The 20,977-nt window shown below is 67.3% G+C and carries 20 protein-coding genes and 2 pseudogenes; 12 read left to right on the plus strand and 10 right to left on the minus strand.

Annotation, left to right across the window (positions count from 1 at the left end; genetic code table 11):
* Positions 1-425 precede the first annotated feature (425 nt).
* A complete protein-coding gene (locus P2T62_RS02805) occupies positions 426-1,430 on the minus strand; it encodes a lysylphosphatidylglycerol synthase domain-containing protein (RefSeq protein WP_276259973.1) in 1,005 nt (334 codons plus the stop codon).
* 125 nt (positions 1,431-1,555) lie between these two features.
* Here P2T62_RS02805 and P2T62_RS02810 point away from each other — a divergent pair, with 125 nt between their 5' ends.
* Together P2T62_RS02810 and P2T62_RS02815 are read left to right on the plus strand one after the other, a co-directional pair.
* Complete coding sequence (locus P2T62_RS02810) at positions 1,556-1,957, plus strand: PPOX class F420-dependent oxidoreductase (RefSeq protein WP_276259974.1); 402 nt, start codon at positions 1,556-1,558, stop codon at positions 1,955-1,957.
* Between the two features lie 200 nt (positions 1,958-2,157).
* Positions 2,158-3,045 (plus strand): CPBP family intramembrane glutamic endopeptidase, encoded by an 888-nt coding sequence (locus P2T62_RS02815; RefSeq protein WP_276259975.1) that lies wholly within the window; start codon positions 2,158-2,160, stop codon positions 3,043-3,045.
* A 51-nt stretch (positions 3,046-3,096) separates the two neighbouring features.
* On the opposite strand, the gene P2T62_RS02820 is transcribed toward P2T62_RS02815, so the two are convergent.
* Complete coding sequence (locus P2T62_RS02820) at positions 3,097-4,653, minus strand: carboxypeptidase M32 (RefSeq protein WP_276259976.1); 1,557 nt, start codon at positions 4,651-4,653, stop codon at positions 3,097-3,099.
* Between the two features lie 60 nt (positions 4,654-4,713).
* Positions 4,714-5,967: a M20 family metallopeptidase gene (locus P2T62_RS02825; RefSeq protein ID WP_276259977.1), complete on the minus strand. Its 1,254-nt coding sequence runs from the start codon at positions 5,965-5,967 to the stop codon at positions 4,714-4,716.
* 151 nt (positions 5,968-6,118) lie between these two features.
* Here P2T62_RS02825 and P2T62_RS02830 point away from each other — a divergent pair, with 151 nt between their 5' ends.
* The 8 genes and pseudogenes from P2T62_RS02830 to P2T62_RS02865 all read left to right on the plus strand — a co-directional run bounded on the left by P2T62_RS02830 (position 6,119) and on the right by P2T62_RS02865 (position 13,696).
* Positions 6,119-6,295 (plus strand): HVO_0416 family zinc finger protein, encoded by a 177-nt coding sequence (locus P2T62_RS02830; RefSeq protein WP_276259978.1) that lies wholly within the window; start codon positions 6,119-6,121, stop codon positions 6,293-6,295.
* Between the two features lie 156 nt (positions 6,296-6,451).
* Positions 6,452-8,293, plus strand: a complete 1,842-nt coding sequence (locus P2T62_RS02835; RefSeq protein ID WP_276259979.1) for a UvrD-helicase domain-containing protein — start codon at positions 6,452-6,454, stop codon at positions 8,291-8,293.
* Between the two features lie 121 nt (positions 8,294-8,414).
* Positions 8,415-8,693, plus strand: coding sequence for a hypothetical protein (locus tag P2T62_RS02840; protein ID WP_276259980.1), 279 nt, complete (start codon positions 8,415-8,417; stop codon positions 8,691-8,693).
* A gap of 169 nt (positions 8,694-8,862) precedes the next feature.
* Entirely contained in the window at positions 8,863-9,750 is an 888-nt protein-coding gene (locus tag P2T62_RS02845; protein WP_276259981.1) for an alpha/beta fold hydrolase, read from the plus strand.
* 131 nt (positions 9,751-9,881) lie between these two features.
* Complete coding sequence (locus P2T62_RS02850) at positions 9,882-10,502, plus strand: hypothetical protein (protein WP_276259982.1); 621 nt, start codon at positions 9,882-9,884, stop codon at positions 10,500-10,502.
* Positions 10,503-10,527: 25 nt separating this feature from the next.
* A complete protein-coding gene (locus P2T62_RS02855; RefSeq protein ID WP_276259983.1) occupies positions 10,528-11,532 on the plus strand; it encodes an ABC transporter ATP-binding protein in 1,005 nt (334 codons plus the stop codon).
* A pseudogene (locus P2T62_RS02860) lies at positions 11,525-11,863 on the plus strand (ABC transporter permease); the annotation flags it as partial. The gene P2T62_RS02855 and the pseudogene P2T62_RS02860, both read left to right, overlap by 8 nt.
* Positions 11,864-13,018: 1,155 nt before the next feature.
* Positions 13,019-13,696, plus strand: coding sequence for a hypothetical protein (locus tag P2T62_RS02865; RefSeq protein ID WP_276259984.1), 678 nt, complete (start codon positions 13,019-13,021; stop codon positions 13,694-13,696).
* Between the two features lie 143 nt (positions 13,697-13,839).
* Here the strand turns inward: P2T62_RS02865 and P2T62_RS02870 are convergent, their stop codons facing one another.
* On the minus strand, positions 13,840-14,835 hold the full coding sequence (locus P2T62_RS02870) for a tyrosine-type recombinase/integrase (protein WP_276259985.1): 996 nt from the start codon (positions 14,833-14,835) through the stop codon (positions 13,840-13,842).
* A complete protein-coding gene (locus P2T62_RS02875) occupies positions 14,832-15,335 on the minus strand; it encodes a hypothetical protein (protein ID WP_276259986.1) in 504 nt (167 codons plus the stop codon). The genes P2T62_RS02870 and P2T62_RS02875 overlap by 4 nt, the downstream gene beginning before the upstream one ends.
* A 54-nt stretch (positions 15,336-15,389) precedes the next feature.
* On the opposite strand from P2T62_RS02875, the pseudogene P2T62_RS02880 reads away from it, so the two are divergent.
* Positions 15,390-15,917: pseudogene (locus tag P2T62_RS02880) on the plus strand (ABC transporter permease); the annotation flags it as partial.
* Between the two features lie 135 nt (positions 15,918-16,052).
* On the opposite strand, the gene P2T62_RS02885 reads toward P2T62_RS02880, so the two are convergent.
* The 4 genes from P2T62_RS02885 to P2T62_RS02900 all read right to left on the minus strand — a co-directional run bounded on the left by P2T62_RS02885 (position 16,053) and on the right by P2T62_RS02900 (position 19,279).
* Complete coding sequence (locus P2T62_RS02885) at positions 16,053-16,310, minus strand: hypothetical protein (RefSeq protein ID WP_276259987.1); 258 nt, start codon at positions 16,308-16,310, stop codon at positions 16,053-16,055.
* Between the two features lie 48 nt (positions 16,311-16,358).
* Positions 16,359-17,780, minus strand: coding sequence for a dihydrolipoyl dehydrogenase (gene lpdA, locus P2T62_RS02890; RefSeq protein ID WP_276259988.1), 1,422 nt, complete (start codon positions 17,778-17,780; stop codon positions 16,359-16,361).
* Positions 17,781-18,628: 848 nt separating this feature from the next.
* Positions 18,629-18,862 (minus strand): DUF8001 family protein, encoded by a 234-nt coding sequence (locus P2T62_RS02895; RefSeq protein WP_276259989.1) that lies wholly within the window; start codon positions 18,860-18,862, stop codon positions 18,629-18,631.
* Between the two features lie 57 nt (positions 18,863-18,919).
* A complete protein-coding gene (locus P2T62_RS02900) occupies positions 18,920-19,279 on the minus strand; it encodes a winged helix-turn-helix transcriptional regulator (RefSeq protein WP_276259990.1) in 360 nt (119 codons plus the stop codon).
* Positions 19,280-19,437: 158 nt separating this feature from the next.
* On the opposite strand from P2T62_RS02900, the gene P2T62_RS02905 reads away from it, so the two are divergent.
* Positions 19,438-20,460 (plus strand): sodium:calcium antiporter, encoded by a 1,023-nt coding sequence (locus P2T62_RS02905; RefSeq protein WP_276259991.1) that lies wholly within the window; start codon positions 19,438-19,440, stop codon positions 20,458-20,460.
* Positions 20,461-20,517: 57 nt separating this feature from the next.
* Here the strand turns inward: P2T62_RS02905 and P2T62_RS02910 are convergent, their stop codons facing one another.
* Complete coding sequence (locus P2T62_RS02910; protein ID WP_276259992.1) at positions 20,518-20,958, minus strand: DUF6069 family protein; 441 nt, start codon at positions 20,956-20,958, stop codon at positions 20,518-20,520.
* Between the last annotated feature and the right edge of the window lie 19 nt (positions 20,959-20,977).

The following is a 20,977-nucleotide window of genomic DNA, read 5'->3' on the forward strand; positions in this document are numbered from 1 at the left end:
ACGGTCCTCGGGTTCGCTCCGCTCACCCTGCGGTCCTTGCGTCCTCCGGGACGGGTCGAGCCCGCCGCCCCTTCCATTCCCACCCGAAAGCCGCTGGCCCACGGAGCGACGCACCAAGCTAGCTCGGTGTGGACGCGACCTCAACGGACGAGCAGTCGACGCACAGTGCTGGCTCGGTGCGTACGTGCTCCGGAGAACCTCACCGGGCGGGACTGAAAGGGGCCGGCGGCTCGGGGAAGGCGGGCGACGCAAGGACCGCAGCGCAAGCCCGGACCGGCGGCGACCGCAGGGAGCCGCCGCATGCCCGGACCGCAGCGAGCCCCCCGACCCGAGCCGCCGGGGGCTTTCGAGCTGGCCGTGGTGGAGGCTGGACCGTCGAAGACCCCCGCACACGGGCGGGAACCGTATCTCTGGGCGACGTGCTTCTATACGGGCCGCCAGCCGCGCAGGAACGCCACACAGAGCCCGCCGGCGCCCAGCGCGAACGGGATGGCGGCGGTCCGCAGGAGGAGGACCGCGGCGGCTGCGGCGGCCGCGGCTGCACCCGTCACGAGCGTGAGCGCGCCCGCGAGCAGGAGGTCGTAGGCGCCCAGGCTCGCGGGCACGGGGACGACGCTGGCGGCCTGCGGGAGCGGGATGACCACGACGATGGGGAGCCACGCGACCGGCGCGCCGGCCCCCGAGAGCGCCACCCACAGCGCCGTCGCCGTCAGCACCTGCTCGAGGAGCCCGCCGAGCGCGATGAGCGCGAGCAGGTCCGGGCGGTCGCGGAACAGCCCGATCCGCTCGCGGTACCGGGCGACGGCCGCCTCGACGGCCGCGCGGTCGAGCGGCTCCGCGCGCCAGAGGCCGGAGACGCGGGCGACGACCGGCGCGAGGACGGCGACCAGACCTCGCGAGAGCTGCCGGCGGAGTACCACGAGGACGACGCCGACGACGAGGATGACGCCGAGCGCGCCCGCCAGGGTGAGCAGGACGACGCGCTGGGAGTTCCCGCCGAGCAGGAGCACCGCGCCGAGCGCCAGCGACACCAGCACCTGCGAGCCGGACTTGACGTACTTCGCGACCGAGCGCACCGCGAGCGCGCCGCTGTAGGTGGTGTCGGTCGTCACGCCGATGAACCGCGCCATGATGGGCTCGGAGGTGACCGGGCCCGCCGGGCTGAGCGTGTCGAAGAAGTCGCCCGCGAGCGCGAACTGGACCCCCTGCGGGCCGGTGAGCCCGTCGCCCAGCGGCCGCACCGAGGCCCACACGCCGATGCCGTCGGCGGCGCCCTCCAGCACCACGAGGACGGCGACGACGGCGGCGACCGAGAGCGTCACCGCCCCGAGGCGGTCGAGGACGGTGCCGACGCCGACGAACCAGAGGTACGCCGCCAGCGCCGCCGCTCCGAGGCCGGCGCCGACGGCGAACCGGACGTAGCCGCGCACGGTCGGCGTGTCGGCCAGTCGCTGCAAAAGGACTCCGGCCGACGGCGGCCCGGTCGCCGGCGACCTGCCGGCGTTCGTCCCTCGATGCGGGGACGAACTATGTGTCCGGGCGTCGTGCGGACGGTATGGCCGCGATACCCGACGAGTACCACGACCTGTTCGAGAAGCCGACCATCGCCCATCTCTCGACGCTGTTGCCCGACGGTTCGCCCCACAGCGCGCCGGTATGGATCGACTACGACGCCGACGCCGAGCGGGTGCTGGTCAACACCGAGCGCGACCGCCGCAAGGAGAAGAACGTCCGCGGCGACCCGCGCGTGGCGGTCAGCATGACCGACCCCGACAACCCCTACCGGATGCTCGCGCTCCGGGGCGAGGTCGACGAGATCACGACCGAGGGCGCCCGCGAGCACATCGACGAACTCGCAGGACAGTACATGGGAGAGGAAGACTACCCGAACCCCATCCAGACCGAGCGGGTCATCCTGGAGATCGCGGTCGAGCACGTCTCCGCGATGGGGGAGTAGGGAAAATGGTGGAATAAATCATATAATTCGAAATTAAATAATTTATTCCCATTTCTATGCGTTTATACGGCTGATTGATTCCGAGAATGGCGAGTTCGGCGCGAAACGCTCTCTTCGTCTGCCCGTTCGGTCCTCGTGATTCCCGTCGGCCGAGAACCGTGGGCCAGTAGATGCCACGCCGACGCCTCTATACGGACGTTATGGACGTTCGCAACTGGATATCCGAACACCGGTTCGTCAGTTTCGTCCTCGTGACGTACGCGTTCACGTGGACGTTCCACGCCGCCCTCTTCCAGCTCGGGCTGCCGCAGTCGTGGACCTTCTCCGTGCTGGCCGGGCTGGGCGCCTACGGCCCGGTCGTGGGCGCGGCGGTCGTCGTCTGGGCCAGCGGCGGTGACCTGCGGTCGTGGGTCGGGCAGGCGTTCCGGTGGCGGGTCCACCCGGTCTGGTGGGCCGTCGCGCTGCTGCTCCCGGCGTTCATCATCGTCGGGGCGACGGGCGTGTTCGTCCTGCTGGGCGGTGACCTCGTCGTCACCGGGCTGGAGACGCTGGTCGTCTACCCGTTCCTGCTGCTGTACGTCCTCGTCATCGGTGGGGGGCAGGAGGAACTGGGCTGGCGCGGCTTCGCCCAACCGTATCTTCAGGAGCGCTACGGGGCGCTCGCCGCGGCGCTCGGAATCGGCGTCGTCTGGGCGACGTGGCACGCGCCCCTGTTCATCCTCCCCGGGGCGACCCAGGGCGGGTTCGACTTCGCGCTCTACTTCGGCGGCATCCTCGCCGAGTCCGTCATCCTCGCGTGGGTCTACAACAGCACCGGCGGGAGCGTCCTCCTTGCCGGGCTGTTCCACGCCGGCAACAACGTCGCGATGAACTGGTACCCCGTCAACAACGTGCTGTTCGTCGACGGCATCCGCGACGAGTGGGTCGCGTCGACGGGCCAGCTGGCCGCGTTCGTGGTCCTGGCGCTCCTGGTCGTCCTCATCGTCGCCACGTACGGCCCACGGCGGCTCGCGCGCCGGCCCGTCCCGACGCTGCCGCTGGCGGAGCCGCCGGCGCCGGCGACCCCTCACGAGCGACCGTCGGACTGAGCACGGCACGCGACGGAAAGGGGACCGCTACAGGTTCAGCGGCGCGGACCGCTACAGGTCTAGGTCGTACAGCGTCCCGTACTTCTCGCGGACGTAGTCGAGGAAGTAGTCGGCGGTGAACTCCTCGCCGGTCGCCTGCTTCACCAGTTCGTTCGTCTCGTACTTCGCGCCGTGGCGGTGGACGTTCTCGGTGAGCCAGTCGTGGAGGTCGTCGAACTCACCCCGCGAGATCTTCCCCTCGAGGTCGTCGATGTCGTCCTCCGCGGCGGCGTAGAGCTGGGCGGCCAGTACCGAGCCCAGCGTGTAGGTCGGGAAGTAGCCGAAGGAGCCGTGCGACCAGTGGATGTCCTGCAGGCAGCCTGTCGCATCGTTTTCCGGCCGGATGCCGAGATACTCCTCCATCTTCTCGTTCCACACGCCGGGCACGTCGGCCACGTCGAGGTCGCCGTGGACGAGGTCCTGCTCGATCTCGTAGCGCAGGACGATGTGCATGTGGTAGGTCAGCTCGTCCGCCTCGACCCGGATGAGGTTGTCGTCGTACACCTGATTGGCGGCCTCGAAGGCGTCACGCGGCGTGAGGTCCTCGGCCGAGGGGAAGTGCTCGGCGAAGGTCGGGAGGAAGTGCTCCCACCACGCCGCCGAGCGCCCGACGTGGTTCTCCCAGAGCCGGGACTGCGACTCGTGGACCGAGAGGCCCCGGTGGGAGCCGAGGGGCGTGCCGTACTCGTCGTCGCGCAGGCCGAGCGTGTAGGTGGCGTGGCCGAACTCGTGGACCGTCGAGGAGAGCGCGTCGACGGGGTTCTCGGGGTCGAACCGCGTCGTGACGCGGGCGTCGAACTGGTTGCCCGTCGAGAACGGGTGCGTCGAGCGGTCGAGGCGGCCGTGCTCCCAGGGGTAGCCGAGTTCGTCGAGCGCGTCGCGCGCGACCTCCTCCTGGATGTCGGGGTCGTACTCGTCGTCGAAGGCGTCCGCGGCGAGCGTCACGTCCGACTCGGCGATGGCGTCGATGATGGGGACCAGTTCCTCGCGGAGCCGGGTGAGCACCCGGTCCGCGACCTCGAGGTCGAGGTAGGGCTCGTAGTCGGCGAACAGGACCGCGTACGGGTCGGCGTCGGGGTCGATGTGCGCGGCGTACTCGCGCTTCAGCTCCAGGAGGGTCTCGACCTTCGGCGCGAACTGCTCCCACTCGGACTCCTCGCGGGCCTGCTCCCAGACCGGCAGGGCGTTACTCGTCTCCTCGGAGATGCGCTCGACGAGGTCCTGCGGCACGGAGGCCTCGCGCTCGTACTCGCGGCGGATCTCCCGGACGACGGCCGCCTGCTCGTCGGTGAGGTCCGCCCCGTCGAGGTCGTCCAGCAGGTCGCCCACGGCATCGGCGGTGAGCTTCTCGTGGCCGACGCTGGAGAGCGCGGACTGCTGTTTCGAGCGGGCGGGCGTGCCGCCCTCGGGCATCATCACCTGCTGGTCCCAGGAGAGGACCATGCCGCCGTCCTGGAGGTAGGTCACCTGTCGATACCGGTCGAGCAGGTCGTGGTACGCGTCCGGTGCCCCGGCGTGGGGGCTCTCGCTGTCGGTAGCCGCGTCGGAGGGCTGTTGCTCGGTCGCCATGGGCGGTGGGACGGCCGCGTGCGGTATCAACCTCCCGGCGGGGGCAGTCCGCGTACGGTGTCAGTCCCCGCCGCTCGTGCCTCCCCCGAACGTCTCGGCCAGGAGCCGGTAGACCCGGTAACACCGGTCCAGCACGGCCAGTGAGACGGATTCGTCGGCGGTGTGGGCCTCGCCGGGTTCGGCGGCGCCACAGACCACGGGGTCGGTGCCGGCGCGGTCGGCCAGCCACCCGGCATCGGTCGCGTGTGGTTTGACGACGTGCTCGGGCGCCGGTTCGGGTGCAACGACTCCGTCGGCGTCGCGCCCGAGCGGGTCGTCCGGGTGCCCGTGTGCCGCCCGGGCGGCCGCGAGCGCGGCGTCGGCGAACGCCCCGTCACGGCAGGCCATCGGCGGGAGGTCCTGGTCGACGGTCCAGTCCACGTGTTCGTCGCCCGCCGCTCGCCCGATGTCGGCGCGGTCGCCCGGGACCGTCCGCTCGTCGACGGTCACCTCGCAGCGCTCGGGGATGACGTTCCAGGCGTCGCCGCCCTCGATGCCGGTGACGGCGACGCTGCTCGCGAGGTCGTGGCCCAGCACGGTCGCCGTGGGCGCGTCGAGGTCGCGCACGATGTCGACGGCGTCGGTCGCGTGGTAGACGGCGTTGTCCCCGCGCTCGGGTTCGCTCGCGTGGGCGGCCCGTCCGTGCGCGACGAGCGTGGACGCACGCCGGCCCTTGTGCGCGACCGCCACGTCCGTCACGCCGTCGGCGGAGTAGCCGGTCGACCCCTCGCCGACGACGGCCCATTCGGGGGCGAAGCCGTCCTCGATGGCCGCCCGACAGCCCTCGCCCCCGACCTCCTCGCCGACGAAGGAAGCGAAGACGAGCCGCGGGCCGCCGTCGGGGAGCGTCGCGTCCCGGAACGCGACCACGAGCGCGGCGAGCGACCCCTTCATGTCGGCACTCCCGCGGCCGTACAGGCGACCGTCGCGCTCCGCCACGACGTACTCGGTCCCGGTGTCGCCCCCGTCGTCGACCACCTGCGAGTCGTCCGGCGGGACCACGTCGTGGTGCCCGACGAGCGCGAGCGTCGGCGTCTCCGTGTCGGCGGGCGGCGCCATCGCATCGCCGTCGGGGGACCGGGCTGCGAGGACGTTCCCGTGGTCGTCGCGGGCCACGGCGGCGTCGGTCTCTTCGCGGAGCCACGATTCGAGGTGGTCGCCGGCGGCCGTCTCGTCCTCGTGGCTGGGGGTGGCGACCAGGTCCCGGGTCAGGGCGCGAACGTCCGCCGGGGCATCCGGCAGGGCGTCGGGTGGGTCGGCGGCCGATCCGGTCATGTCCGACCCTGCCGCCGGCACGGACAAAACGCTCCCGGCGTCCGTCACCGTGACGTGCCGAACGACCTGCTCCGGGGCCGTACCCTGTGAAACATTCACGGACTGCCGCGGTCACAAACGTTTTGTCACGTCGTGGCATACCACGGACCGTATGGCGACCGCCGACGAGAGCGTTTTCGACGACTTCCTGGCGGACCGTGGGCACGAAACCGAGAGCGAGAGCACCACCTGGGAGCGCGACTACAACAAGAAGCGCTGCCCGGAGTGTTCTGGCATCCACGACCTCGAGGCCGCGGACTGCTCGGTGTGCGGCTGGACACCGACCTGACGGGCCGGGCCTGCACTCCGGAGGGCCGTCTGCGTCCCTCGCTGGGGCGGGTTCGCCTGCCGTCCGTTCCGGGGGCGTAGCGGCCTCCTACCCCGGCCGCGTAGCGGCCTTCTCCTGACGAACAGCGTTATACAGGAGGGGGGCCTGTGCCCGATAATGAGTCAGCCCCACGTAACGCGCCTCTTCGGTGGTCCCGGGAGCGGGAAGACCACCGCCCTGCTCGACAAGGTGGACGAGATGCTGGACGAGGGGGTCGACATCCGTGACATCCTCGTCGTCTCCTACACCCGGGCCGCCGCCCAGGAGGTCCGCGAACGCCTTGCCGAGCGGCTGGACCGCTCGCCCAAATCGTTGAAGGGGAACGTCTGCACGATGCACGCGAAGGCGTACGAGCTGCTGAACCTCTCGCGTGGCGATGTCGTCGGCGAGGAGCACAAGGAGGAGTTCTGCGACGACTACGGCCTCGAGTTCGAGGACGAGAACGACAGTGGCCGCCGCCGCTCGGCCCGCTCGACGACCATCGGCAACAAGATCATCGCCACCTCGCAGTGGCTCCAGCGGACCCGCCGCGACGTGGCCGACTGGTACGACGTCCCCTTCCAGTGGGACGAGGAGGAGGTCCGCCTCCCGCCGGATATCGACGAGAAGGCCCAGACCGGCAACAAGTACACGCCGACGTGGTCGAGCGACGACGACCGCATCGACGTGCCCGAGGCCATCCGGGCGTGGCGCACGTTCAAGGGCGAACAGGGCGTCGTCGGCTTCGCCGACATGCTCGAGCGGGTCCAGCAGCGCTCGAAGGTCCCGAACGTCGACCACCTCGTCATCGACGAGTTCCAGGACATCACGACGCTGCAGTACTCGGTGTACGAGGAGTGGCGGCCCCACATGGACTCGGTCCTCATCGCCGGCGACGACGACCAGGTCGTCTACGCCTGGCAGGGCGCCGACCCGAACCTCCTGCTCGACGAGCAGGTCGACGACGACAACGTCCTCCCGAACTCCTACCGGCTCCCCTCGCGCATCCTCAACGTCGTCAACCGGCAGATCCGACACATCGAGAAGCGCCAGGAGAAGGACCTCAAGCCGCGGAAACAGGGTGGCTCCTTCGAGGCCGTCCGGAACCCCTCCATCGTCGAGCTCTCGCGGAACGTCCGCAACACCGTCGAGGAGGACGAGGACGGCACCGCGATGATCCTGTTCCGCGCGCGCTACCAGATGTTCCAGTTCGTCGACGAGTTCATCAAGCAGGGGATGCCGTTCGTCTCACTGACGGACACGCGGCTGTGGACGGACCGCCTGCAGGGCTACGTCTCCGCCGTCGAGAAACTCGACGAGGACGAGCACATCACCGGACTGGAGGCGCGCCGGCTGGCGGAGATGCTCGCGGACTCGGCCTTCGGCACCGGCGGCCGCGACGACATGTTCGACGCCATCGACGACCTGCAGGAGCAGAACGGGGTCGACGACCTCGCCGAGATGCAGGTCGCCCCCGAGTTCGTCCAGGAGCACGCCCCCTTCGCGCCCGGCCCGGCCAGCGCCGGCGACATGCTCACGCGGGTCTCGAACTTCCAGGAGCGCTCCGTCGAGGCCTACTTCAAGGGCGGCTACCGCGGGATGGACCCGAACCGCATCCGGGTGGGCACCATCCACTCCGCGAAGGGTCGCGAGGCCGACCACGTCTTCGTCGGCACCGATCTCACGGAGAAGGTGGTCGAGCAGATGTCGGCCTCCGTCGACGAGGAGGACCTCCCGCCGGGCGTCGAGTTCGACAAGCGCGCCGACCCCGTGCCCGTCCTGACGGACAACGAGCGCCGTGTCTTCTACGTCGGCATGTCGCGTGCCCGCGAGCGCCTGGTCATCATGGAGAACCTCATCAACGGGGCCCCGACGCTCCCGCTGGACGTGCTCATCGAGAACCAGCCCTCGGACCTGTCGCTGGGCGAGCTGGTCGAGCGGGCCCAGGAGCCGCTCGCCGAGCCGGCCGAAGCGGAGTAGACGGGCCGCCGGCCTCGATTTCTCCAGTCCCGCCTCGCCCCACCAGCCCACCTCGGTCGATGCCCCGTCCGCCGCGTGTCTGACGGGGATACTTGATACTCCGTACCAAACCGTCGGTCGGATGGCGTCACGCTCCCCCGAGGCCGCTGGGGACGGATGGGGAGACGACGACGAGGAACCGACCGCGACCGCACATCGGGACCCCGCGACGGGGCCGCCCGAGAGCCGCGAGCGACATCTGCGGGCGAAGGTGGCCGAACTGGAGGCCGAGCTGGACCGCAACCGGAACCGGGTCCAGCAGGTCATCGACCAGTACGAGTCCATCATCGACCAGCGACCGGCGGACGAGCCCCGGAACTGGGGCCCACTCTCCCGCTTCCGGGACTGGCTCACGGGCTGACCGGCGACGTTCACACGTCACCGGTGCCCACCGACACGCACGTCGAGCGGCGGCTCTCCCATCGGAACACGACAGAAATCGAGAATCGTCAATATTTCTCGGATATTCTGGATATTCGGAGGGAATCTGGCGAACTACGCTTATCTCCTCTGCGCGCGTTCTGGAGGGCATGAGCGCAGAAGCCGTCGATTCGAGCGGACGGACCCGGTCGCCGGGGACAGTCACGGGCTTCGTCGAGACGAACGGGGTCGAGACGTACTACGAACGCCGCGGCGACGGACCGCCGGTCGTGTTCGTCCACGGCGCCGTCATGGACACGCGGATGTGGGCGCCACAGGTGGACGCACTCGCCGACGCCTACACCGTCGTCTCGTACGATGTGCGGGGCCACGGCCGGACCGGGGGCTCCGGCGTCGACGAGTACGCGGCCGAGCTGTTCGCCGCGGACCTCCACGCGCTCCTGGGGGCGCTCGATATCGAGCGGCCGGTCATCTGCGGGCTCTCGATGGGCGGGATGATCGCCCAGGCGTACGCCGCCGAGCACCCCGAGAACGTGGCCGGGCTCGTCCTCGCGGACACGTTCACGGCGGCGCCCGTCGGCCCGTCCGGGCGGGCCATCTTCGCCGGCGACCGCCTCATCGCCCGGCTCAGCCCGTACGTCAGCTACAAGCGGCTGAACCGACTCAAGATGCGCCTCGGGAACCTGCTCGCGCCGGGTGTCTCCGGCGATATCGGGACGGTCCAGGGGCTCATCGACGACGGGCCGACGATGGCGCCCGCGGAGCTGCGGAAGGTCGTCCGCTCGCTCGGTGCGTTCGCCGACGACGACTTCGATGTCTCGACGGTGACGGCACCGACACAGGTGCTGTACGGCGAGCACGAGCCGGGCCTCCTGGGTGAGATGGCCGTGTACATACAGGAGCATCTCCCGAACGCCGTCGCCGGACCGGTGATCGTCCCGGACGCGGGGCACGCCTCGAACCTCGACAACCCCGCGTTCTTCACGGAGACGGTGCGGGCGTTCCTGAGCGAGCACGCGGCCTGGAACGCCACGTGACGGCGCCCAGGGGTCCCGCTACTCGGTGCCGAAGAGCCTGACCGCCCGGTCGGTCGTCCCCGCGGCGATTCCCAGTCCGTAGCGTCCCCGAACCCGTCGAGTCGCTCTCGGGCCGCTGCCACGTCCCGGAGGTGGTCACCGGGGACGCAGGCGTCCAGCAGGGCCGCCAGCGCGTCGAGTGCGACCGGGCGGTAGTCGAGCAGCTCGACGGCGACGTTCACCCGCCGCTCGTCGTACGCCACGAACGGGAACCGCTCGGTGTCGTTGTCGTGGTGGTGGCCGTGGAGCACCCAGCCGTCCCACCACTCGGGCGCGTCCGCCGGCCGGTGGGTGCAGTAGAACCGGTAGTCGCCGGCCTCGACGACGCAGGCCTCGACCACCGGGAACGGGGCGTCTCCCGGATCCAGTCCCACGTCGTGGTTCCCGCGGACGAGCAGGCCGCCGCCGAGGCGCTCGAACCGCTCGACCGTCTCGCCCCCGTCGCGCATGTCCATCGCCACGTCGCCGAGGTGGAGCAGCGTGTCGTCGGGGCCGACGACCTCGTGATGGCGCCCGAGGAGGGCGTCGTCCATCTCGCCGGCCGACGAGAACGGGCGGTCGCAGTACTCGATGATGTTGGCGTGCCCGAAGTGGTGGTCGGAGGCGACGAAGCGGGTCATATCGGCCCGAGCGCTGCCCCCGGAAAGGGGGTTTCGCCGCCACGTCGACCGGTGGCACGGAACACGACGAGGTGGCTGTTCCGGGCCGCTTAACCGGCCTCGTGGCCTCCATCCGGTAATGTCACTGGCCATCCGGACCGACGACCTCGTGAAGGACTACGGCGACGTCCGGGCGCTGGACGGCCTCTCGCTGGAGGTGGAGCAGGGGGAGTTCTTCGGGCTGCTCGGGCCCAACGGCGCCGGCAAGACGACGTTCATCAACACGCTCGTCGGCCTCGCGCGGGCGACGAGCGGGACCGCCGAGGTGTTCGGCCACGACGTGGAGGCCGACTACCGCGAGGCCCGCAACCGCATCGGCCTCGCTCCGCAGGAGTTCAACGTGGACCGCTTCTTTCCCATCCGCGAGGTGCTCGAGCACAAGGCCGGCTACCACGGTGTCCCGCCGGCCGAGGCGAGCGAGCGCGCCGACGAGGCGCTCCGCACCGTCGGCATCTACGACAAGCGCGACACGCGGTTCGACTGGCTCTCGGGCGGGATGAAACGGCGGTTCCTGCTCGCCCGGGCGCTCGTGACGGATCCGGACCTGCTCATCCTCGACGAACCCACGGCCGGCGTCGACGTCGAACTGCGCCGTGACCTCTGGGAGCTCATCGAGCGGCTCAACGCCGGCGGCACGACCATCCTCCTCACGACCCACTACATCGAGGAGGCCGAACGCCTCTGCGACCGCGTGGCAATCATGGACGAGGGGCGGCGCGTCGAGGTGGCCACGCCCGACGAGTTACGGGCCCGTGGGACCGACACGGTCCGCCTGACGCTCGGCGAGCGGCCCGCGGCGGTCCCGGAGGAGGTATTGGCCATCGGCGGCGTGCAGGACGCCCACGTCGACGGGGACGTGCTGTCCGTGACGGCCGCCGGCGGCGGGCGCGTCGCGCCCGACCTGATGCGGACGCTCGAATCCGCGGGCCACCGGGTCGTCGACCTCGACATCCGGCGGGCCTCGCTGGAGGAGGTGTTCGTCGCCATGACGCGGGTGGCCGACGAGGCGGACGACGAGACCACCGAGAACGGCCACGACGCCGGGCGCGAGGTCGCCGCCACGACCGGAGGGAGCGATGACTGAGGACGACGGAGCCACCCGGACCGACGGGGGGACACTCGGCGTCGGCACCGGGTCCGCCTCGACCAGCGCCCGCGGCGTCGGCTTCCGGTCGCTGCTCAAACGCGAGATACTCCGGTTCGTCCGGCGCCCGCGCAACACCTTCCTCCCGCCCGCCATCACGAACATCCTCTACTTCGCCGTCTTCGGGGTCGTGCTGGGCGGGCGCATCGACCAGATCGCGGGCTTCGACTACATCCTCTTCATCCTGCCCGGCCTCGTCGTGCTGGGCGCCATCTCCAACGCCTTCGAGAACAGCGCGTTCTCCATCTTCCACGGCCGCTGGAACGACTACTTCCTGCGCCAGAGTACGTAGGAATTGAGTAAGCGCGTGGGGAGACGCATCCCGAAAGAGCACCAGCGGCCGTCTTCGGGCTGACGGCCTTCCCCTGTGCTATCCACGAGCGCGGCCTGTGGCGGTTGTGTGACCATCCGTGCGCCCCGTGCCGGCACAGGTACCCCGGAGTGAGGACCGGCTGGGGATGGGGCACAGCCCGACGAGAGCGGGGGCAGTAAGAACATTAACCGCGCGTGCGCAGCAAGTATTTAGTCACCTACCGTCCGAAATATTTGAAATTTGACTCCAATCTCGGAAGTGGCGCTTTTTCTTGAAATACCAAAACAGAATAACAGGGAGTATGGAAGATGTTTTCTATTCTGATATTCTTTGAGCAGAAAATGAATATTTTGCAATATACTTTGAGGGCCTTGGTTGATGAGTCGGTGTGCGCGCGTCAGAAGGTACGTTTCGGAACCTCTGTGGTCGAACCTCGGGGTTTTAGTCTTTAGGTTGGCTCTCCCCGATCTAAGAACCAGCAATAAACTCCGGATTTGGATTTGGGGATTCAGACACGAGAGAGTCTGAGAACAGGGATTAGGCCCCCCTATTTGAACCCTTTACCATTAATATCAGTAACGCGGTGCCGACGACTGGCGCCGAAGCACGGACGACCGCAGATTGTGGGGGTATGTCTCCGACCGAGGCATACCTCCCGGCCACGTAGGCCAATAGACCGGATTCCCGCTTCCTCGATGAGCCCGACCGTTGCCGACAAAGGCGCGGAGGGTAACGATTCGTGACCGACCACAAGGGGTCGGCATATGAAGCAGGGAGTTAGGACTTGGTTGAGGTAACTACGTTGCAAAGTGCCTTCGATTGGTCGTCACCCCCACTAAGGGGGGAGAGTGCAGCTTTAGAACGCCCCGTCAATGCGTCGGAACGCTTAGTGTTGATCTCCGGCCATCCTCGGGTAAGATGGCCCGGAGGGAGAATAGAAGATAGTCAGTCAGTAGTGACTCTGTTGAAATTCTCCACACCTGACAGTACCGGCGTGACCGATACAGAGGATGGGTTCAGCAAACATTGGTGAGGGTTTCAGTCACTCTGCCATGGGCAAATCCGTCAGGTGCCCCACAAAATATTCATCCACATGATTGAGAGTAGACAACCATGTCCCTGCCCTCCCGGCGTCGCCTCCTCGAAGCCCTCGCTATAGGTGCAACTACAATCTCGGGATGCAGTTCGCTGACTGGGATGTCCAGCGAGGAGTCACCATCTTCTGGTACGCCAGAGAGCGGTACGTTGACATCGACCCCCAAAGAGACGCCCTTGCCAACACCTGTTAAGAACCCTCGCGCCTCACCTGCCCCGACGTGCCGTGAGGGCTACTACTCCCTTAGTCCGTGGTGGGTCGTCGTCGGCCCGGGGCCAGTCGGAGGATTCAGACTCTCTCTTGATCAGCACAGCTTCGCGCACGGTGACACCCTTACAGCCACGCTGACGAATGTAACCAGCACACCACGACTGACCGGGAACAAGTCGAAATTCGATATCCAATATCGGTCGGAGAATGGGTGGCACACGATTCTTGGAAACGAGTATGAGCAGCCGGATTTCCTTGACGACGGAGTGAGGCATGAGCCAGAAGAAGGGTTCACATGGAAACTCCCTCTCACCCAGCAGGGGCTGTCGAATGCTGGTGATGAGTACAATAGATTCCAGGTCTGCACCTCGCTTGCCGCAGGAGACTACCGCTTCGTCTACTGGGGAGTATCGTTTCAGCAGAGGGCCAAGAGTGACGATGAAGAATACGCTGTCGGAGTCCGGTTTACGCTCTCCGAGGACTAACTATTCACAGGCCGACTCGCGCTCTGTATACAGCAGGACTGCTGAAACCTATCACCCACTGGGGGTTTCAACAAGGCCAGAAACCGATTAGTCCACCTGCGGCGCCCGAGGAACGCCGCCTTCCGCCAATCAAACCCCTTCTGTCAAGCGTAAGGGTCGAACAGACGGGATTCTTCTTTAGCTTCGTCTTTCGACTGTTGGAGATAGATGAGAGTTGTATCGAGTTCGTCGTGGCCGAGAAGGCTTTGAAGTGAGCGAATATCGATATCTGACCGGATAGCCTGCATCGCAAAGGAGTGACGGAGTGTGTGAGCTGTCACCCGGTGGATTTTCCGCCCATCGGAATACTCTGCGATAACCTCCTGTAGACCGGCTTCTTCTGCTGCCTCTTTGATCATCTGTCCGATATAGGCACCGGAGATGTGTTCGCGCTTGTTCGTCGGGAACAGATACGGGGATTCATCGGCGTAGGTCATACTCTCTCGACCGCCGTAATCCAGCCATTGCGAGAGATGAAACCCGATGTATTCCTCGTTATAGGACACAAGGCGGCTGTTTTCTGATTTCATCGGAGGGATGAAGATAGATTTGTCCTTGCGATCTATATTATCTACCTTACACTTCGCTAATTCTCCCCGGCGAAAGCCGCAGTTGAACATCAGACGAATCATCAACTCATTCCTGAGTCTCGGGGCCGGAACATTATCCACTAACTCCGAAACTTCGTCAGACATTAAGTACGGAAATTCGTCCTGTGTAGTGTCCGAAAGGCCAGATTTCTTTTTCGTATCACCACGGAGAAAGCGTTTGTCGTCGCTATCAAGGCCGTCATACGGATTCTCCGGCACGTCCGGCATATCGAACCGTTCCTCCAACTTCTCCATATCTTGATAGAATTTTGAGATAGCCGACACCCGCTGACTGATAGTGGTGGGGGCCATCCCTTCGTCAGTCAACTCCTCGATGAAAACGAGCAAGTCCACAGAGTCGGCATCCCACACACTCTTGTCTCGGTTCTCCGAAAGCCAGTCCCGCCAATTCTCTGCGTGCCGGGCGTACCGCTTGACGGTCGAATCTGCCGAGCCACGCCCTCTGCGCTTCTTGAAACGGTCTACAGCCTTTTCAAACGCCTCCGTCATTCCTCAGTCCTCCGGTAGTACGTCGGGCCACCCTGCTCCGGCTGCCCGGCGATCTCCACCATATTCGTCTGTTCTGCCAGCCGGGTTAGTGCCTGAGTCACCTCCATTTCATCGCGGTCAATCCTTTCCGCGATTTCTGCTGGCTGGATAGAGCCAGAGTGAGGTAAAGACTTGAATATTTCATTCTTAAGGTTCGTTTTCTCTGAAGCGCCGACTTCCTCCTCCAGCGTGTTAACCCGGCGGTCAAGACTGCTCAGGGTATCCTGTATGCTGCTGAGAGTCCCGTCAATCGATTCCAACACTTCGGTAGTATCATCGGCTGTCCCACTCTCATCCCGCCCTCTGGGCACGGCGGGACCCTCCTCGGACAACTCGTGAGCGACAGCAGTACGGATGAGATCGGAGAGGCTGGAATACTCCACCGACTCAGATACCGCTTCGTCCCACTCCTCCTTTTGTGAGGGGGATACCGTCAGATTGACGCGCTTCCTGTCTGCCATTACGACTCTACTGACACACGGGCTATGAATAAAACTTGTGTAAGATAGCACAGGAACGACTACATCCACGAGGTACTCACCTCGCCGCTCTCCTATCGCGAGCAGGTTGCGGCCTACACCCTCGCGTCGATGCTCCGGGGCCTGATGGTCGGGTTCATCATCGTCGGGGTCGGGCTCGTCTTCCTGCCGTTCGCCATCGACCGCTCGTTCGTCCCCATCGAGCGGCCGTTCTACCTCGTCGCGTTCATGCTGGTCGTGACCACGCTGTTCGCCTCGTTCGGCGTCATGGGCGGGCTCTGGGCCGAGGACTTCGACTACCTGACGGTGCTCAACCAGTTCATCCTCCGGCCGCTCGTCTTCTTCGGCGGCGTCTTCTACTCGCTGGACGTCCTGCCGCCGCTGTACCGGACGCTCTCGCTGCTGAACCCGATGATCTACATGGTCAACGGCGTCCGCTACGGCTTCCTCGGCTACGCAGACGTGGATCCGAACGCCTCGCTGGTCGTCCTGACGGGGCTGACGGTAGTCGTCATCGCGGCGAACGTGGCGCTGTTCCGGCGCGGATACGGACTCATCGACTGAAGCGAGCTTTCTACTCGTCGGGTTTCCTCGCGCTCGCTCCGCTCGCGCGGTATACAGGCGCTCGGAGGATACCTGATGCGGCGGATACCCGGACGCCAGTCCGTGCTCAAACCACCCGTCGTGACCGTCGGAACCTCATTCATCCCCCGACTGGCTCTCCGCTCCAACGTCAGGTGTGACCGCCTCGACCAGCGAGAGCAGGATTATCGCGAAGACGAGGAATCCGCCACCCAGCGCTAGAATGAGGCTGAGGCCGAAATTGCCGCCGAAATCGTCGTCACAGCACGGTGTCGGAGAGTCCGTGGTCGATTGCGCGGCGGCAGGACTCCCGACACCGGCTACCAGGCAGATGACGACGACCCAGCGGACGAGGGGTGCGGTCACGTCGGCCACCCATGAACGAACTATGATCGGTTTTCTGCCGATTTCTGGGGGACTGACCTACCGGTTCAGCGTGTGGATGGCCTCGCCGCGCGCGTTCATCACGGCCTCCATCGACGCCTCCGCGAGCGTCGGGTGCGTGTGGACCGTCGAGGCGACGTCCTCCAGCCGGGCGCCCATCTCGATGGCGAGCGCGAACTCGGCGATGAGTTCCGACGCCTCGGGCGCGACGATCTGCGCGCCCAGCACGAACTCGGACTCCCCGTCGGCGACCACGCGGACGAACCCCTCGGGCTCGTTCAGCGTGAGCGCGCGCCCGGAGGCGTTCATCGGCATCTTCCCGACGACGGGCTCGAAGCCGGCCTCGGTGGCCTCGTCGGCGGTCATGCCGACGGTGGCGACCTCCGGGTCCGTGAACACGGCCGCCGGCATCGCCTGGTAGTCGAGGCCGGCGGGTTCGCCGGCGACCACGTCGGCGGCGACCTCGCCCTCCTTCGAGGCCTTGTGTGCGAGCATCGGCTCGCCGGCCACGTCGCCGATGGCGAACACGTGGTCGACGGCCGTGCGGCACTGGTCGTCGGTCGGGATGAAGCCGTTGTCGTCCGTCTCGATGCCCAGCGCCTCGAGGTTCATCGTGTCGGTCACGGGTTCGCGCCCGACCGCCTGGAGGACGACATCGGCGGCGAACTCCGTCTGGTTCTCGTCCTCGTCGACGGTCGTGACGCGCAGGCCCGTCGGCGTCTCGGTCCAGGCGTCGGCGGCCTCACCGAACCGGAACTCCACGCCGAGTTCCTCGGCGCGCTTGCGGACCACGCGCGAGATGTCGTCCTCGTACGCGGGCAGGGCCGAGTCCAGCATCTCGACGACGGTCACGTCGGCGCCGAGCTTCGCGAACGTCGTCGACAGCTCCATCCCGATGTAGCCCGCCCCGACCACGAGCATCCGGTCGGGCACCTCGTCCATCGCGAGCGCCCCGGTCGAGGAGATGACGTGCTCGCCGTCGAAGTCGAACGGGACCGCCGTCGGCCGCGAGCCGGTCGCGATGATGGCGTGCTCGAACTCCAGCGACTCGCTGCCCTGCCCCTCGCCCTGGTGGGCCACCCGGACCTTGTTCTCGGAGGCGAACTCCGCGCGCCCCTCGACGAGGTTGACGCCGTTCGCCTTGCAGAGCTTCTCGACGCCGCCCGTGAGCTGGCCGACCACCTCGTCCTTCCAGCCCTTCAGCCGGGCCATGTCGACGGCGGGGTCGGCGTGGATGCCCATCTCCTCGGACTCGCCCGCCGTGTGTGCGCGGTCCGCGGCGGTGATGTACGCCTTCGAGGGGATGCAGCCCTCGTTGAGGCAGGTCCCGCCGTACGCGTCCTTCTCGACGAGTGTCGTGTCGATGCCCTGCTGGGCGGCGCGGATGGCGGCCACGTAGCCACCCGGGCCCGCGCCCACGACGAGGAGGTCCGTTCCGGTTGAGATGTCTCCGACGACCATGCACCCGGTCTCACGCGGCGGGTACTAAAACTGGCAGGTCTTGCCGCTCGATCCGATGAGTGTTGGAGGGCGGTGGAATCGTCCCGCAACGGTCCCTGTGCTACCAATGGCGGCAACCACGACGACCGGACCGGAACCACCTCGAAAGCCCCCGCCCGCTCGACTTCCGTCAGAGCAAGCTCTGACGACTTCTGGCTCGCTCCGCTCGCCAGAACGGCCGGGAGTCGCTGCGCTCCTCGCTCGCGTTGCTCGCTGCGGTGCTTGCTTCCTCCGGACCGGGTCGAGACGGGCGGCCCCTTTCAGTCCCACCCTGTTGCCCGTCTCACCGAGCGTTCGTGCGTGGTGGTTCCGGGCGAGCACGGTGTCCCCACACCTCCCCGCGCGAGCGCGGCGGTAGGCCTCGTCACCCCTCGCTTCGCTCGGGCGACTCGGCCGAGACGCGCTCGCGCGCTTCCTTTGCTCGGAACCAGCCGGCCGACCAGCCGCCATCCGACCGGGAGCGCGGGGCGCCACGCGCCCCGAGCGAACGGCGAAGCCGTGAGCCGCGTGGCCGAGCGCAAGCGAGGCCCGCGCGACCTGGGGAAGGGCAGGGGCGCCGCTCCGCACGGCAGGCCACCTCCGGGTGGGAATGGAAGGGGCGGTGGGCTCGACCCGTCCCGGACGACGTAAGCACCGCAGGGAGTGAACGGAGTGAGCGACCGAGGAGCGCAACGAGGCCCGGACGGTCGAGCCCACCGGGGCTTCCTATCCGGTTCCGCTGTTGTCGAGGCTCGGGGGTAGATACTCGAACGAGAGGATCGGACAAACATTCTGGACAGAGATCATCTATTTGCGTTCGATTGGGTGAACTACGTCTCGCAGTAGCCGTGTTTGCGGATGCACTGCAGCATCTCCTCGCGCTCGGTGTGCTTGTGGAGTCGCGTGGGGGTGTCGCAGTAGTACGTCTCGCCGTCGAAGCGGAGCGTCACCTCGTGTTCGCCGCCGAACGCCTCGGTCCGGACGACCACGCGGGTCCCGTTCTCGATGCTGTCGAGTAGTTCCTCGGCGTCGCACTCTCCCTGCTCGATGACCTCGGTCGTCATTGGCGACGCGTACGCCGGCGCCCGGCAAGAGCGTTCGGTGGGTGGCGACGGCCGGGGTCAGGCGTCCGTGGGCGCGGCGAGGTGCTCCTGGCCCCACTCCCGCATCGCCACGATGATGGGCTCCAGCGAGCGGCCCCGCTCGGTCAGGGAGTACTCCACCCGGAACGGCTTCTCGCTCACGACCTCGCGGGTGACGAGGCCGTGCTCCTCCAGGTCCTCCAGTGAGTCGGACAGTACCTTCGAGGAGACCCCGTCGACGGCCTCCTTCAGGGCGTTGAACCCCTGGGGGCCCTCCTTCAGCAGCCGGTGGACGATGACCGGGTGCCACTTCCGCCCGAGGATGGTCGCGGTCGAGGTGATGGGACACCACTCCTCGCCCGCACACCAGACCTCGAGTCGACCGTCGTGCTCGCTCATGCCCGGAGCTACCATCCCCTCCCGAGATAAGGTTACCTCCGGAAAGTGAGTGGTGCGCAGGTGCGCCGGTCCGCCTCGACCGGACGGCGGTGCGCTCCGGGGTGGCCGTGCGCTCCATGCCACGACGTTTTTGCTCGGGGCGGTCGCACGCCCGGCAGATGCTCCGGTTGCTGGAACTCTCGGTCATCGCCGTCGTGGCGACCGCCGTCGTCTGGAAGGGGAGCGAGTGGCTCGAGGGCGCCAGCAAGAACCTCTCGGCGCACTACGGCCTCCCGCCGGTCGTGCAGGGGGCCGTCGTCGTGGCCATCGGGTCGTCGTTCCCCGAGCTGGTGAGCGTCGTCCTGAGCACGGCCCCGCCGCCCATCGGCGCCGGGCAGTTCGACCTCGGCGTGAGCGCCGTCGTCGGCTCGGCCGTGTTCAACCTGCTCGTCATCCCCGCAGTGTCGGGCATCCTCGGCGACGAGGTGTCTGCCTCGCGCGCCATCGTCTACAAGGAGGCCCAGTTCTACATGGTCGCCGTCTCGGCCGTCGTGATCACGTTCGCGCTGGCGGTCATCTACTACCCCGTTCCCGAGGACCGGCTCGTCGGAACCGTCACGCGGCCGCTGGCGGCCATCCCGGTGCTGCTGTACGGCGTCTACGTCTTCACACAGTACCAGGACACGAACGACTTCGACGCGCCCGACGCCGGCGAGATCGACATCGCGCGCCAGTGGGGCTGGCTCGCGCTCAGTCTCGTCGTCATCGCGGTCGCCGTCGAGGGACTGGTGGAGGCGGCCGTCGGCTTCGGCGACTTCTTCGGGACCCCCTCCTTCCTCTGGGGGCTCACCGTCATCGCGGCCGGGACCTCGCTCCCGGACACGCTCGTCTCCGTCCGTGCCGCCCAGGAGAACCGCGGCGAGACCTCGCTGGCGAACGTGCTCGGGAGCAACGTCTTCGACCTGCTCGTCGCCGTGCCGGTCGGCGTCCTCATCGTCGGCGCCGTCCCGGTCAACTTCGGCGTCGCGGTGCCGCTGCTGGGCTTTCTCACCGTGGCGACCGTCATCGTCTTCGGCTTCCTCCGGACGGAGCTGACCCTGTCGGTCCGGGAGTCCTACGCCCTGCTCGGGCTGTACGCCGTCTTCATCGTCTGGATGGTACTGGAGACGTTCGGCGTGCTCGGGTTCGTCCCCGGGGCGTAGACGGTGCAGAACCAGTGGCCCGGGCATCGGTGACCCGGAGCTCGTGATCGGCGGCGCTCACGCGAGCGGCTGCCGGTCCGTCAGCACGGCCACGACGACGGCGTACGCGACGACGTGCATCACGCCCAGCACGGCCACGCCCGCGGTCGTCGCGCCGGGGAGCGTGGACGCGAAGTTGAGCGTGACGGCGGAGGCCAGCACCACGACCGTCGCGAGGGCGGTGAAGTTGCGCTTCGGACGCGCTGTGTACCGCGCGAGTACGGCGTAGAGGACGGCCCCGCCGAGCACCGCGACCGCGGTGGCGAGGGCCACGGGGACGATGCCGAGCGGCTCGAAGGCGGCCACGCCCGCGACCCGTGCGCCACCGAGCAACAGCAGGTTGGCGAGGACGGCGGCCACGAAGCCGATGCCGACCCGGCGGCGGAACGACCCGAGCGTCGCCGCTACGGACTCCCGCTCCGACTCCACGACCGCTGATTCCTCTATTCGAGTTGCCATGCCGCACGTACGCGCGCCA

This window comes from Haloglomus litoreum (assembly GCF_029338515.1).
Taxonomy (GTDB): domain Archaea; phylum Halobacteriota; class Halobacteria; order Halobacteriales; family Haloarculaceae; genus Haloglomus; species Haloglomus litoreum.

What these genes read in the sequence shown, in the direction of transcription:
- P2T62_RS02820 (WP_276259976.1), bottom strand. Translation starts at nt 4,653, where the DNA reads ATGGCGACCGAGCAACAGCCCTCCGACGCGGCTACCGACAGCGAGAGC.
- P2T62_RS02830 (WP_276259978.1), top strand. Translation starts at nt 6,119, where the DNA reads ATGGCGACCGCCGACGAGAGCGTTTTCGACGACTTCCTGGCGGACCGT.
- P2T62_RS02855 (WP_276259983.1), top strand. Translation starts at nt 10,528, where the DNA reads ATGTCACTGGCCATCCGGACCGACGACCTCGTGAAGGACTACGGCGAC.
- P2T62_RS02910 (WP_276259992.1), bottom strand. Translation starts at nt 20,958, where the DNA reads ATGGCAACTCGAATAGAGGAATCAGCGGTCGTGGAGTCGGAGCGGGAG.
- P2T62_RS02870 (WP_276259985.1), bottom strand. Translation starts at nt 14,835, where the DNA reads ATGACGGAGGCGTTTGAAAAGGCTGTAGACCGTTTCAAGAAGCGCAGA.
- P2T62_RS02900 (WP_276259990.1), bottom strand. Translation starts at nt 19,279, where the DNA reads ATGAGCGAGCACGACGGTCGACTCGAGGTCTGGTGTGCGGGCGAGGAG.
- lpdA (WP_276259988.1), bottom strand. Translation starts at nt 17,780, where the DNA reads ATGGTCGTCGGAGACATCTCAACCGGAACGGACCTCCTCGTCGTGGGC.
- P2T62_RS02825 (WP_276259977.1), bottom strand. Translation starts at nt 5,967, where the DNA reads ATGACCGGATCGGCCGCCGACCCACCCGACGCCCTGCCGGATGCCCCG.
- P2T62_RS02875 (WP_276259986.1), bottom strand. Translation starts at nt 15,335, where the DNA reads ATGGCAGACAGGAAGCGCGTCAATCTGACGGTATCCCCCTCACAAAAG.
- P2T62_RS02845 (WP_276259981.1), top strand. Translation starts at nt 8,863, where the DNA reads ATGAGCGCAGAAGCCGTCGATTCGAGCGGACGGACCCGGTCGCCGGGG.
- P2T62_RS02835 (WP_276259979.1), top strand. Translation starts at nt 6,452, where the DNA reads ATGAGTCAGCCCCACGTAACGCGCCTCTTCGGTGGTCCCGGGAGCGGG.
- P2T62_RS02815 (WP_276259975.1), top strand. Translation starts at nt 2,158, where the DNA reads ATGGACGTTCGCAACTGGATATCCGAACACCGGTTCGTCAGTTTCGTC.
- P2T62_RS02840 (WP_276259980.1), top strand. Translation starts at nt 8,415, where the DNA reads ATGGCGTCACGCTCCCCCGAGGCCGCTGGGGACGGATGGGGAGACGAC.
- P2T62_RS02895 (WP_276259989.1), bottom strand. Translation starts at nt 18,862, where the DNA reads ATGACGACCGAGGTCATCGAGCAGGGAGAGTGCGACGCCGAGGAACTA.
- P2T62_RS02810 (WP_276259974.1), top strand. Translation starts at nt 1,556, where the DNA reads ATGGCCGCGATACCCGACGAGTACCACGACCTGTTCGAGAAGCCGACC.
- P2T62_RS02865 (WP_276259984.1), top strand. Translation starts at nt 13,019, where the DNA reads ATGTCCCTGCCCTCCCGGCGTCGCCTCCTCGAAGCCCTCGCTATAGGT.
- P2T62_RS02905 (WP_276259991.1), top strand. Translation starts at nt 19,438, where the DNA reads ATGCTCCGGTTGCTGGAACTCTCGGTCATCGCCGTCGTGGCGACCGCC.